The 12621-nt window shown below is 70.7% G+C and carries 11 protein-coding genes; 6 read left to right on the forward strand and 5 right to left on the reverse strand.

Going from position 1 to position 12621, the window contains the following annotated elements; all coding sequences use genetic code 11:
- Positions 1 to 127: 127 nt before the first annotated feature.
- The 4 genes from BLT23_RS11440 to BLT23_RS11455 all read right to left on the reverse strand — a co-directional run bounded on the left by BLT23_RS11440 (position 128) and on the right by BLT23_RS11455 (position 3174).
- Complete coding sequence (locus BLT23_RS11440) at positions 128 to 1018, reverse strand: helix-turn-helix transcriptional regulator (protein WP_245743898.1); 891 nt, start codon at positions 1016 to 1018, stop codon at positions 128 to 130.
- Positions 1019 to 1035: 17 nt separating this feature from the next.
- A complete protein-coding gene (cobF, locus tag BLT23_RS11445; protein ID WP_090048296.1) occupies positions 1036 to 1779 on the reverse strand; it encodes a precorrin-6A synthase (deacetylating) in 744 nt (247 codons plus the stop codon).
- Between the two features lie 67 nt (positions 1780 to 1846).
- Positions 1847 to 2485 carry a peptidylprolyl isomerase gene (locus tag BLT23_RS11450; RefSeq protein ID WP_090048299.1) on the reverse strand — a complete coding sequence of 213 codons (639 nt, stop codon included), beginning with the start codon at positions 2483 to 2485 and terminating at the stop codon, positions 1847 to 1849.
- Positions 2486 to 2511: 26 nt separating this feature from the next.
- The gene (locus BLT23_RS11455) at positions 2512 to 3174 is read right to left on the reverse strand and encodes a DUF2306 domain-containing protein (protein WP_090048301.1); all 663 of its coding nucleotides are present in this window, start codon (positions 3172 to 3174) and stop codon (positions 2512 to 2514) included.
- 244 nt (positions 3175 to 3418) lie between these two features.
- Here BLT23_RS11455 and BLT23_RS11460 point away from each other — a divergent pair, with 244 nt between their 5' ends.
- From BLT23_RS11460 to BLT23_RS11480, 5 genes are all read left to right on the forward strand, one after another.
- Positions 3419 to 3838 carry a DUF2690 domain-containing protein gene (locus tag BLT23_RS11460; protein WP_090048303.1) on the forward strand — a complete coding sequence of 140 codons (420 nt, stop codon included), beginning with the start codon at positions 3419 to 3421 and terminating at the stop codon, positions 3836 to 3838.
- A gap of 68 nt (positions 3839 to 3906) precedes the next feature.
- Entirely contained in the window at positions 3907 to 4332 is a 426-nt protein-coding gene (locus BLT23_RS11465) for a hypothetical protein (protein WP_090048305.1), read from the forward strand.
- A 176-nt stretch (positions 4333 to 4508) separates the two neighbouring features.
- Complete coding sequence (locus BLT23_RS42030) at positions 4509 to 5090, forward strand: C40 family peptidase (RefSeq protein WP_090048307.1); 582 nt, start codon at positions 4509 to 4511, stop codon at positions 5088 to 5090.
- A gap of 14 nt (positions 5091 to 5104) precedes the next feature.
- The gene (locus BLT23_RS11475) at positions 5105 to 5968 is read left to right on the forward strand and encodes a M23 family metallopeptidase (protein ID WP_090048309.1); all 864 of its coding nucleotides are present in this window, start codon (positions 5105 to 5107) and stop codon (positions 5966 to 5968) included.
- A 43-nt stretch (positions 5969 to 6011) separates the two neighbouring features.
- Positions 6012 to 7211: a peptidase inhibitor family I36 protein gene (locus tag BLT23_RS11480; protein WP_218133715.1), complete on the forward strand. Its 1200-nt coding sequence runs from the start codon at positions 6012 to 6014 to the stop codon at positions 7209 to 7211.
- 226 nt (positions 7212 to 7437) lie between these two features.
- Here BLT23_RS11480 and BLT23_RS11485 read toward each other — a convergent pair whose 3' ends face one another.
- Positions 7438 to 10110 carry an AfsR/SARP family transcriptional regulator gene (locus BLT23_RS11485; protein ID WP_176946691.1) on the reverse strand — a complete coding sequence of 891 codons (2673 nt, stop codon included), beginning with the start codon at positions 10108 to 10110 and terminating at the stop codon, positions 7438 to 7440.
- 381 nt (positions 10111 to 10491) lie between these two features.
- On the opposite strand from BLT23_RS11485, the gene BLT23_RS11490 reads away from it, so the two are divergent.
- Positions 10492 to 12621: a bifunctional diguanylate cyclase/phosphohydrolase gene (locus BLT23_RS11490; protein WP_245743899.1), complete on the forward strand. Its 2130-nt coding sequence runs from the start codon at positions 10492 to 10494 to the stop codon at positions 12619 to 12621.

Below are 12621 nucleotides of genomic sequence, written 5' to 3' on the forward strand. Positions count from 1 at the left end.
CCAGGGGAGAAGGGGAAAACGCCCGTTTGACACTCCTGGGTGATGGCGGAAAGTCGCCATGTCCGAAAACTGTCACCGAAAGTGTTCGCAGAGTGATGAACGCTCGTCCGGTGGTGACTTCAGGTAACTAAAGCCACCCGTGCCGTGACGCCTGCACGCCGAGCTGGAACCGCGTCTGCGCTCCCAGCAGCTGTTGCAGCCTGCTCACCCGCCGGTGCACGGTCCGTTCGCTCACGCCCAGCTCGCGCGCGATCGACTCGTCCGTCAGACCGGCGCTGAGCAGTGCCATCAGCTTCCTGGTCTCCGTCGTCGGCTCCTCGTCGGCCGCGGCGGGACCGACCGGCGTGACCGCGACGCCCATCCGCCAGAACGCCTCGAACAGCTCGATCAACGCACTGAGGAGCACGGACGGGTGAATGAGCAGCGCCACGACGTTCCCGCCGGTGACCGTCGGCACCGCGATCAGCGCCCGGTCCGAGTCGGCGATCACGAGCTTGAGCGGCACGTCCGGGAACGTCCGCGCCTGCTCGCCCGCCGCGATGCTCTGCTGCACCGACGCGAACCCCGGCTCGGTGCCCAGCACCTCGCAGGAGTAGACGACCCGGTACGCCACACCGCGGGCGAGCGCGGGCGGCTGCGCGGGCGTGGCCTCCGGCTGCGGGCTGAGGTACGAGCCGGGGTCGAGCGCCCTGATCTCCCCGACGGCCCTCGCCTGCATCTCCTCGAAGGTGCTGATCACCTCGTCGGCGCCGGAGAGCACCTCGACGAAGTCGACCTCCTTCGCGCCGTGCTCTGCGTACGCGGCGGCCAGCAACTCGGCCGTCTCCCGCGCCCGGAGCGCGGCGACCTCGTGCCCGGAGGCGATCGCGGCCAGCGCCGACCGCGGTGGCCGCACCTCGTTCCCCCGCACCAGCCCGAGCCGTTCCAGCTCGGCGCGTGCCGCACCCGCACCGCCGCGTTCCCCGCGCAGCATCGCCAGGTACAGCTCCTCGCCCTCCGGCGACAACCCCTCGTGCACCGGCCCCCCTCGGCGTCTCAGGGCCTGCGCAGCAGGTAGGTGTCCATGATCCAGCCCTTGCGCGCACGGGCCTCCTCGCGCACCGCGCGGATCTCCGCGGCCACGTCCCCGACTCGGCCCGACACCAGGATCTCGTCCGGCATCCCGAGGTAGGCGCCCCAGTAGATCCACGTGTCCGGGTCGACGCCCTCGAACGAGCACTTCGCGTCCAGCATCACGGCGACGTCGTCCACCCCGGCCGGCCACCCCTCCGCCAGCCGCCGCCCGGTGGTGACCTGGACCGGCTTGCCGACCTGGTTGAGCGCCACGCGGTGCCCCGCCGTCAGCGCCGCCACCGACGTCACGCCGGGGATGACCTCGACGTCGAACTCCTCGCCGCGGTCCGCCAGGTCGTCGAGGATCGCGAGCGTCGAGTCGTACAGCGACGGGTCGCCCCACACCAGGAACGCGCCGACCTCGTCGTCACCCAGCTCCGCCAGCAGCGACAGGCAGACGTCGGCGCGGGCGCGGCGCCAGTCGCCGACCGCCGCCACGTAGTCGCCCGCCGACCTGTCCCGCTCCGGGTCGCGGCCCTCGACCCACCGGTACGGCCGCGTCACGTGCTCCGCCAGGATCGCCGCCCGCAGGTCGACGAGCTCCTGCTTCACCGATCCCTTGTCCAGCACGAAGAACACGTCGACCGTCCGCAGCGCCTTGACGGCCTGCACCGTCAGGTGGTCGGGGTTGCCCGCGCCGATACCGATGACCAGGATCTTCCGCATCCCGACACAGTAGGACGGATCTCCGCGCGCCGGTGCCGTGCGGGCGCGCGGGCGCCGGAGATCGTCGTCACGCCGCGAGCACGTGCAGGATCCGGACGGGCTTCTTCGGCGCCCCGTCGAGCAGACCGTCCGGCTGCGGCACGATCCCGGCCCGCACGATCCGGTCGAGCGTGTCCATGCCGTGGGTGACGTGACCCATCACCGTGTACACGGGACTGATGTTGGCGAACGAGTGCACGATGAAGAACTCGCTGCCGTTCGTGCCGGGGCCTTGGTTGCCGTACGCGATCGTGCCGCGGGGATAGGTCTCCTTCCCCGTCACCTCGTCGGCGAACCGATAGCCCGGCCCGCCCTCTTCCGCGCGGTAGATGTCGCCGCACTGCAGCACGCCCAGCCGCGTGGTGTCCGTCAGCCGCCAGCACTGCGTCATCGTGTAGAACCAGCTCCGCGCCAGGTGGGCGAAGTTCTGCACCCCGCACGGCGCGTTGCCGCGGTCGAGGTCCGCCAGCACCACGCCGTAGTTCGTCACGATGGTGACCTTGACGGTGCCGCGGGCCGGCACGACCGCCCGTGGCGGGTGCACCGGCCGTGCGGCGGGGTTCTCCGGCGTCGGGATGAACTCGCACCGCGTCGTCGGGACGACCGGGGATGCGGACGCGACCGGGGCGAGGACGACCATCAGGATGACAGCGAGCAGTAGCCTCATGCTTGCCGAACGTAGTCGCCGGACGGTCACACGGGAACGGTCTCGCGCTGCTCGGCCACCGCGCGCCGACGGACCGGCCGACGTTCCAGCCACCACTGCGACAGCAGCAGCGGCACCACCCACCCGGTCCAGGTCGAGATGCCCGCGACGACGTGCGGCAGCTCCGCCTCCGGCACCCGGTCGGCGACCGCCAGGAACGCCACGACGCCCCAGACCCGGTTCGTGATGATCGAGACGGTGAGCACGAAGCTGCGGATCATCCACTTGCGGTGGTCGCGGAACTGGCGGCGCCGGGCCGCGCGCCACGCCAGCCACGTGAACACCAGCCACAGCACCGCGAGCAGCACGTTGCTCACCGCCGCCACCGGCCCGAACGGGGTCGTCCAGCCGAGCACCAGACCGGACAGCCCGGCCGGCAGCACACCGGCGAACACGTACACGCGGCCGGTCCGGCGGTGCCACGCCGGGAAGCGCGACCGGAACCACGGCCAGACCTGCACCACGCTCGTCAGGATCGCGACCGACGCGAACACGACGTGCATCACGAGCAGGGGGTAGTGCGGTCCCCAGTCCGACTGCACGCGGGCCTGCACCCGGTCACCGGTCAGGTACGGCGGCAGGGAGAACGCCACGAAGGCGACGACCACGAAGGCCAGCGGGCCCACCCAGGGTTTGCGCAACCACGTCATGGGGCAGACGGTCGCAAGGCCCGCTTACCGCTCGCGCACCGCTCGCTGACGTCCCACGATCCCAGGGGCCGATGCGTGCTCGCTCCACAAAGGACGGTGACGTGCCGCCCTCGCCGAGAGGCTCCGCCACGGCGCCACCGACACCCCGGAAAGCAGCCTTGTGCTGCGGTTCTGACACGCCGCTGACATCTGACGGGGGGTAGCTGTCAGATCGCTGTGAGCGCACGTCAGCACTGTCTGCGCCATGAAGTCGACAGCACTGATCGCCGCCGCCGCGCTCACGCTCCTGGCGGCGCCGGACGCCCAGGCGGCGTCGTGCAGCGGACGTGGCTGCAACGGCAAGGACCCGGTCGCCGCGGGCTGCTCCGGCAGCACCACGACGGCCGACACCGCGCCGATGTACACCGGCGGCACCGCCGAGCTGCGCTGGTCGCCCGGCTGCCAGACCAACTGGGTGCGGATCTCCAACTACTCCGGCGGCGACTCGGCGCTGCGCATCACCGTGTGGTCGAACAGCGACGCCGTCGGCTTCGTCGCGCCGGGAACTCCCGGCAACCACTGGGGAAACATGGTCTACGCGCCCGGCTGCGCCCGCGGCGAGGTGCTCTACGTCGACTCCCGCGGCGTGCACCGCACCGCCCGCCTCGCGTCGAGCGCCTGCTGAGGGGGCCCACCGTGACCGGCTACATCACCGACTGACCTGTCAGAGAACAGTTCCACGCTAGGAGAGACATGTACCGCAAGATCGCAGGGGCAGCCGGCATCGCCGCGCTCGTCGTGGGCACCCTGTTCGGCATCGCGTCGCCGGCCAACGCCGAGACGAACCCCTACTGCTCGTCCGTGACGCAGATCGGCACCACGGGCTACATCAAGTCGGGCGGCGCGAACATCGCGTCGGTCAAGCAGTTCAAGGGCTGCAACAAGAACTGGGCCTACACCTACGTGTGGGAGAGCTTCCGCAACTCGCACGGCGGCGACTGGTGGGCCTGCTCGGGCATCTCCACCAGCAGCGGGCTGCAGGACTACAAGTGCGGCGGCAACCGCAAGGCGGAGGCGTGGTCCTCCGGCGCCAGCACGCTCAACGTCTGCACCAAGGCGTACGGCCAGCTGCAGTGGTCGAACGGTGAGGGCTACGCGGTGTCCAGCCAGCGGTGCTGAACCCCTCAGGACGGCGCTGACCGCAGCCGCCGTCCTGACCGTGCCGGTGCCCCTCACGGGCGTCGGCACGGCCCAGGCCGAGGGGCGCACGTTCACCGCCACGACGGCGGGTCGGCAGATCCCTGTCAAAAGTCAAGCAACGGCCCAAAACGGCACACTCCGGGACCTCGCGACCGATGAACCGCGGGTGCCCGGCACCTACCTCAAGACCGGTACCGACGGCTTCGTCCAGGGCCTGCCGCGGTGCGACACAGACGGCCGCGACTCCGGGCCCGCCGGACCGGCGACCGGCACGGCCACCGAGAAGGTCCAGCGGTCATCGGCATCGCGAAAGCCCAGTTCAGCAGGGGTTTCTCCACTCGTGGGGCGCGGGCGGCCAGGGCGGGCCGTCCTATGGCGTCCACCACTACCCCGACGGCGAACCGGCGCAGGACGACGACTACGACCGGTTCGGCCGCGACTGCTCCGGCTTGACCCTCCACGCCTTGCGGAAGGGCGCGGAAATCGACATCGGCGCGTGGACCGGCGCGCAGCACACCAAAGGCCGCGTGGTGGCAACAGGGAACCAGAAGCCGGGCGATCTCGTCATTTGGAAACGGTCCGGCAGCAAGCCGGACGCCACCACGCACGTCGCGCTGTTCCTGGGCGACGACAAGATCTTGGAGGCTTCGCCACCGCGCAACCGGCAGAGCGTCCGGATCAGTGATCTCACCAGCCATGGCACGCCGTACTCCGAAGTCCGCAGGGTCTTCGGGTGAACGAGGGGAAGTCCATGAACGTCAAGAGAATCGTCTCCGCGGTCGCGAGCCTCGCGGTCGGACTGGGGGTGTTCGTGGCCGTCGCACCGCAGGTGTCGGCCGCGACCAACTGGCAGATGCCGTTCCCGTGCGGCCAGACCTGGACGGGCCAGACACGCGGCCCGAACGACGCGAACCCGCACAGCCCGCTCGCCGCCATCGACTTCAGCCGCACCAACGCGCAGGGCGACACCGTCGTCGCGTCCGCGTCCGGCACGGTCAAGCGGGTCGAGAACCTCGGCAACGCGAGCTACGGCCGGTGGATCGAGATCGACCACGGCAGTGGCTGGACCACCCGCTACGCCCACCTCGCCTCGCAGTCCGTCTCGGTCGGCCAGAGCGTCTCGCAGGGCCAGAAGATCGGCACCGTGGGCAGCACCGGCAACTCGACCGGCCCGCACCTGCACTTCGAACAGCTGAAGAGCGGCACCCCGCAGCGCGTCGTCATGAACGGCTCGCAGGCGCTGTACTACGGCTCGAAGAGCTACAAGAGCAACAACAAGTGTGGCGGCGCCACCAACCCGTACACGCCGGTCGAGGCGTGCGGCTCCGGCTACAAGGTGATCGACGGCGCGAACGTCACCGGTGGCCGCGTCTCGCTGCTCTACAACGCCTCCAACGGCTACAACTGCGTGGTCACCATCAAGACCACGAAGATCGGCACGGCGTCCGACGTCGGCGCGTTCCTGGAGCCCCAGGGCGGCAGCCGCGCGACCGACCGCGGCAACTTCGCCTACTACGCGGGCCCCGTCAAGAAGAAGGCGGCCGGCACGTGCGTCAAGTGGGGCGGCAACGTCGGTTCCTCCAGCTACACCAGCGCGTTCGAGCACTGCGGCTGATCTCCCGAGAACCTCGACAGAAGGGCTCAGGGTGTTACGAAGAGTGGCTTTCGCGGCGCTGGCAGGTGCGCTGCTGAGCGTGGTGTTCACCGCGTCGCCGGCCTCCGCGGCGACGGCGCGCAACGGGGTCTGCGAGTCAGGCGAGTTCTGCCTGTACTACAACAGCGACCAGCAGGGTTCCGTGTCGGACTTCGACACGTCCATCTCGGACTACGGCGACAGCCAGCCGAGCTGCTACGAGTTCAAGGGTTCCGGCAACGGCAAGGGCGTCTGCGTCAAGAACAACGCGGCCGCCGTGTGGAACCGGATGAGCAGGCCGGTCACGGTCTTCTACAACAGCGGGTACGCGGGCACCAGCCAGACGATCGCGGCCGGTGGCAAGGCGAACCTCAAGTCGGGGCTGAAGAACGAGAACGCCGCGCACCGCATCGGCTCTCCCGCCGCTGCGCGTGACGGTGTCTGCAACGACGACGAGTTCTGCCTGTACTACAACAGCGACCAGGCCGGTTCGGTGTCCGACTTCAACACGTCGGTCTCCAACTACGGCGACAGCCAGCCGAGCTGCTACGAGTTCAAGGGCTCCGGCAACGGCCAGGGCGTCTGCGTGAAGAACAACGCCGCGTCGGTGTGGAACCGCACCGACAAGCCGGTGACCGTGTACTACAACAGCGGTTACGGCGGCACCAACCAGACGTTCGCCGCCGGTGCCAAGGGCAACCTGAAGTCGGGGCTGAAGAACGAGAACGCGGCGCACCGCATCGGCGACAGCGGTGGCGGCGGCGGTTCCGACCCCGACCCCGGCGACCCCGGCCCGTACCCCACTCCGCCGGAGAACACGCAGCCGTCGCAGGCGGTCCGCGCACCGGAGGCGTCCGCCCGCACGAAGTTCGTGCGCACGCAGATCGCCGAGTTGACCGGTGAGAAGCACTGCTACGTGGGCGACTTCCGGCCGGGCGAGTCGGCGACGAGCAACCACAACACCGGCAACGCGCTCGACTGCACCATCTCGAACGCGATCGGCCAGTACCCGAACTCCGCCCAGGAGGCTCAGGGGTGGAAGCTCGCCAACTGGCTGAAGAAGCACGCGGTCCGGCTCGACGTCCGCTACGTGATCTGGGACGGCAAGATCTGGAGCGTCGCGCGCTCGTCCGAGGGCTGGCGCAACTACACCGCCGGTAGCGGTGTGACGGGTGGACACTACGACCACGTCCACGTGTCGATGCAGAACCCCTACGGCGACTGACCTTCGAAGCGCTGCGTTGGAGGTCTGTCCCGCCTAGGCCCCGTCACACACCCGCCCGCGTGTCACCCACCCAGTGGTTCCCGCCTCCGCTACGTGACGTGGCTTTAGTACGCGGGGGCCCCGCGTACCCGTGGAAGGTACGCGGGGCCCCCGCGTCCCCGGCGGGAAACACGAAAGAGAGTCGCGAGCGGGAGGGGCGTTACGGACAGCACTGCTGGAAGAAGGCTTAGCCGATCAGGCTGTCCAACAGGTTGTCCCTGCGCAGACCGGGTGTGCCGAGCAGTTCGGCCGCCCGGTCCGCGTGCGTTTTCCCGCCGGTTCTCGCGAGCACGAGGTGCGCGACGCCCTCGCCGTACCGGTCGCCGCGAGCACCGGTGATCGCGAGGCAGCGTTCGGCGTCCCGTGCCGCGGCCTCGGTGCTGCCCGCCGCCAGCCGGACCTCCGCGCGGCACAGCAGGGCCTGCCACTCGTCGTTGTGCTCCCCGGTCGCCCGGCACAGCTCGATGCACTCGTCCAGCGCGCGTGCGGCCTCGTCGAGCCTGCCGAGCTTGAACAGCGCCTGGCCCTGTGACGCCAGCGCGTACGCCGTCCCGGCGGCGTCCCCGTGCTCGCGCGCGTGCCGGAGGCTCTCGTTCGCGGCCCGCAACGCCTGCTCGTAGCGACCGGCCACCTGGTGCACCTGCGCCAACGCCGACAGCGGAACCCGTTGCGCACCAGCGGGTCCGTGCGCGATGGTCAGCTTGAGCGCCTGCTCCAGCGTCGCCGCTGCCTCGTCCAGCTCGCCCAGCTCGCGCTGGATGGTGCCGATCCCGGCAAGCGCGCGGCCCTGTCCGAACGGGTCGTCGGCACGGGCCCGCAGCACCTCTTCGAGCTGGGCGCGCGCAGTCTCGAACCGGCCGACCCGCCGGTTCGCCGCCGACTGCACCAGCAGCGCCGTCTGCACCGCGGCGGAGGTGCCGACCGTGCGTGCGGCCCGGTCCGCGACCCGGCCCAGTTCCACGAGGTCCGCGACTCTGTCCTGTTTGAACAGATGCGGGTAGAGCATGTGCGCGATCGCCAGCCCGTGCCCGGCCAGTGCCGGATCATCCACAGTGGACCGTGCCGCCGCCAGCAGGTTCTCGGCCTCGTCCGTGAGCCACCGCAGCGGCTCGTCGATGTCCTGCTGCGTGGCGGAGTTCGTGAGCGCGCCGTACGCGTGCGGGCGCAGCTTCTTCACCGCGGCGGTGAGCGTCTCGCGGTAGTGCGTCAACGCGCGACCGAGCGCCTCCTGCTTCTCGTCGCCCACCCGCTCCGCGCCGAACAGCCGCAGCAGGTCGTGCACCCGGTACCGGTCCGGTCCGCACGGCTCCACGAGCTTCGCGTCCACCAGCGGGTCCAGCGCGCGGTGGACGTCGTCCTGCCCGAGCAGCGCCCGTGCGGCCGGTTCGCCGACGGTCGGCACGTTCAGGCAGCACAGGAGGGTGAACGCCCTGGTGGACGGCTCACCCAGCCCTTCGAAGCCCAGCTGGAAGCTCGACCGCACGCCCAGGTCGTCGAAGCGCAGCTCGTCGAGCCGGTGCCGCTGGTCCGCGAGCCGTCCGGCCAGCGTCGCCGTCGTCCAGTCGGGCCGCGACCGCAGCCGCGCCGCCGCGATGGTGAGCGCGAGCGGCAGGTGGTCGCACGCCTTCGCCACCTGCTTCGCCGCTGGGCCGTCGTCGCCCAGCAGCCGCAGCGCGTCCTCCTCCGGCAACGGGCCGAGCCGCACGTGCAGGGCGCCGACCGTGGCGAGCATCCGCCTGCTCGTGATCAGCACGGTCGAGCCGGGCCCGCCCGGCAGCAGCGGGCCCACCTGGGCCGCGTCCACGGCGTTGTCCAGCAGCACCAGCACCCTGCGCCGGGCGAGCGCCGACCGGTAGAGCGCGGCGGCCTCCGCCGGGTCCGTCGGCACCGCCAGCGGAGGCGTGCCCAGCGCGCGCAGGAACCGCCTGACCACCTCGGCGGGGTCCAGCGGCGCCCGGCCCGGTGTGGCGCCGTGCAGGTCCGCGTACAGCTGACCGTCCGGGTACCGGCCGGCCATCGCGTGCGCCGCGGCGGTGGCCAGCGCGCTCTTGCCCTGGCCGCCCGGTCCGTGCACGGCGATCACCGGCTCCGCCGAGGAGGTGACCAGCTCGATCTCGGCCCGCCGCCCGACGAACGGGTCCGGCGCCTTCGGCAGCTCGCGCGGGACCGCCGGGATGTCGCCCCGCAGGATCGCGGCGTGCAGGTCCCTCAGCTCCTGGCCGGGGTCGAGGCCGAGCTCCTCCGCCAGCAGCCGCCTGCCCTCGTCATACGTCCTGAGCGCGTCCGCCCGCCGCCCGCCGCGGTGCAGCGCGACCATGAGCGCGCCGCGCAGCCGTTCCCTGGTCGGGTGGTCCGCGACGTACCGGGTCAGCTCGCCGGTCACCTCCAGGTGGCGGCCCTGCTCGATCGCCTTCTCGACCCTGCGCTCGATCGCGGCGAGCCGTTCCTCCTCCAGCTGGTGGGCGAGCTGGGTGTTCGTGGTCAGCTCCGCGAGCGCGGGACCGCGCCAGTGCGACAGCGCCTCGTCGGGATCGGTCGCGGCGCGGAAGAGTTGCAGGTCGAGCGACCCTTCCGGCACGTCGAGCCGGTAGCCCTGCCGCGACCACTCCAGCGACACGCCCGGGAGGTCCTTCAACGCCCGTCTCAGCTGCGACACGTGCACCTGCACGGCCTTGCGCGCGCTGGCGGGCGGATCGCCCTCCCACAGGATCGACATGAGGTGGTCGACGCCGACGGTCCGACCGGCGTGCAGGAGCAGCAGGACGAGGACCTGGCGCGGCTGGCCGGCAGGGATGCGCACAGTGCGCTGCCCGTGGGTGACGAGCAGCGGGCCGAGCACACCGAACCGAACGCCGTCCACGGGAGCCACGATAGTCCGTTGATCGACCTCGCCATCGTTCTCGCACGGGTGCCGCTGGTCATTGTGCGGACCCCACGACCGGCAACGGTGAACGGCGAACGACCACCCGGGAGGCCGCGCGTGCACGGATTCGGCGCGGCTCGGGTGAATCCGCTTCGCACGGTGAAAAGTCGTGCCAAAATCGTTCGGGGGACCTCCGCGGACCACGTGAACTGCCTGCCACTGCGGCAGTCGGATTTCTTTCACGTGGAAAACAGAACAGCGGTCTGCGGTAGCGTCCGTATTGGGGGGTCACCTCATTGGAGTAACGGCGGTGCCGCGAACATCCCAAGTCGGGCATCATCACCTGGCTCGACCAAGTCGTAGAACGAGGGGTCTCGTGTGACCATCTTCCGTGCCGGCCGCACCGGAGCGTGGTGGATGTACCTGGTGGCAGGACACCTGCTGCTCGGCATCTACTACCTGATTCCGGTGAGCCCTGCGGGGACAGCGGGGCAAACGGTACGGGTGGCGCTCTACTGCACGATCAGCGCTTCCGCCGCTATCGCGACTTTCGCCGGTGTCAAGCGCAACCGCCCCCAATGGCGGCGGCCGTGGGTGTTGCTCGCACTCAGCCAGGTCGTTTACGCGATGGCGGACCTGACGTTCTACGCATCGCACTACATCTTCGAGCACACGCTTTATCCGTCCTATGCGGACATCTTCTACCTGGGCCACTACCCGTTGATGGTGGCGGGTGTGATCCTGCTGATCCGCCGCCGCACACCGGGCCTCGACCTGCCGAGCCTGCTCGACGCCGCGGTGCTCGCGGTCGTCGCGGGCATGGCCTCCTGGCTGTACGTGATCGGCCCGCAGGCCCGGCTCACGTCACCGGTGCTGGTGAAGATCGCGTCGGTCGGCTACCCGATGATGGACCTCGCGCTGTTCGTCGTGGCGCTGCGCCTGATCTTCGGCGCCGGTCCGCGGCCCCGCGCGTTCGTGCTGCTGACGTGCAACCTGCTCGGCATCTTCACCGCCGACACGATCTACGTGCTACAGCGCCTCGACGGCACCTACCAGGCGGGCAACTTCCTGGACGCCATCTGGCTGTCGGCGAACCTCTGCATCGGCGCGGCGGCGTTGCACCCGACGATGGCGCGGCTGGTGGACCGGGCGCACGTCAAGGACGTCGGGCTGAGCCGAGGCCGGATCGTCGCGCTGTCCTCGGCCGCGCTGGCGGCTCCCATCCTGATGCTGGTGCACGACGTGGGCGAGTCGTCGCAGGACGTCTGGGTGCTCGCGGCGTGCAGCGCGCTGCTGTCGCTGCTGATCATCGCCAGGCTCGCCGGGCTCGTCGCCGACCAGCGCAAGCTCGCGATCACCGACAGCCTCACCGGCCTGCACACGCGCCGGTTCTTCGAGGCGCAGCTGCCGCTGGAGATCTCCCGCGCCCGGCGCAACGACGGCTCGGTGGCGGTGTTCATCATCGACGTCGACCGCTTCAAGTCGATCAACGACAACTACGGTCACCCGGCGGGGGACGACGTGCTGATGGAGGTCGCGGCCCGGCTGCGCGCGGCCTCCCGCGCGGGGGAGGTGCTCGCGCGCTACGGCGGCGAGGAGTTCGCCCTGCTCGTCCCGGACGCGGGTCCCGGCAGGCTGTCCGTGATCGCGAACCGGCTGCGCGAGCGCGTCGCGGAGAAACCCATCCCGGTGAACGCGAGCCACGACGACATCCCGCTGTCCGTCACGGTGTCCGTGGGGTCCGCGAGCTTTCCCACGCACGGCGACGGCCCCGACGACATCGTCGTCATCGCCGACCGGGCGCTGTACGCGGCCAAGGCGGCGGGCCGCAACAGGATCGCGGTGGGTCCGGAGCCGCTGCCCGCGGTCGACCCGGACACCGACGGAGCGATGGCCGAGTTCCTCTGCCAGGTCGCCGACCGCGTCGACGGCTGGCTGCACCGCTACGACCACAGCCGGTCGGTGTCGCGCTGGGCGGGGGTGGCGGCGGGCGAGTTCGGGCTCGACGCCCCGACGATCAGGGTCGCCCAGCTCGCCGGCCGCCTGCACGACATCGGCAAGATCATCATCCCCGAGGTGGTGCTCACCAAGCCCGGCGCGCTGTCGGAGGAGGAGTGGCGGCTGTTGCGCCAGCACCCCGACTTCGGCTACCGGCTCGCCAGGATGGTGCCGGGGTTCGCGGGCGTGGCGCACGTGATCAGGCAGCAGCACGAGCGCTACGACGGCACCGGCTACCCGGACGGGCTGCGCGGCGCCGACATCCGCGCGGAGGCCCGCATCCTGTCCGTCTGCGTGGCGTGGGCCGCGATGCGGTCCAACCGTCCACACCAGACCGCGCTGGACGAGAACCGGGCCCGCCGCGAGCTGTGGGCCGAACGGGGGCGGCAGTTCGACCCGGACGTGGTGGACATGTTCCTCGACCTGCACACGCAGGGGACCATCGGGATGCTGCGCCCGTCCGGGCTGTCGGTCCAGGAGGCGGGCTTCCCCGCCGACTTCCGGCCCTGA

The sequence above is a fragment of the Lentzea fradiae genome (assembly GCF_900100955.1).
In the GTDB taxonomy this organism is placed as follows: domain Bacteria; phylum Actinomycetota; class Actinomycetes; order Mycobacteriales; family Pseudonocardiaceae; genus Lentzea; species Lentzea fradiae.

Bases quoted from the DNA above. Each gene is read 5' to 3' on its own strand.
- cobF (WP_090048296.1), bottom strand. From the start codon at position 1,779: ATGCGGAAGATCCTGGTCATCGGTATCGGCGCGGGCAACCCCGACCAC.
- BLT23_RS11450 (WP_090048299.1), bottom strand. From the start codon at position 2,485: ATGAGGCTACTGCTCGCTGTCATCCTGATGGTCGTCCTCGCCCCGGTC.
- BLT23_RS11455 (WP_090048301.1), bottom strand. From the start codon at position 3,174: ATGACGTGGTTGCGCAAACCCTGGGTGGGCCCGCTGGCCTTCGTGGTC.
- BLT23_RS11460 (WP_090048303.1), top strand. From the start codon at position 3,419: ATGAAGTCGACAGCACTGATCGCCGCCGCCGCGCTCACGCTCCTGGCG.
- BLT23_RS11465 (WP_090048305.1), top strand. From the start codon at position 3,907: ATGTACCGCAAGATCGCAGGGGCAGCCGGCATCGCCGCGCTCGTCGTG.
- BLT23_RS42030 (WP_090048307.1), top strand. From the start codon at position 4,509: ATGAACCGCGGGTGCCCGGCACCTACCTCAAGACCGGTACCGACGGCT.
- BLT23_RS11475 (WP_090048309.1), top strand. From the start codon at position 5,105: ATGAACGTCAAGAGAATCGTCTCCGCGGTCGCGAGCCTCGCGGTCGGA.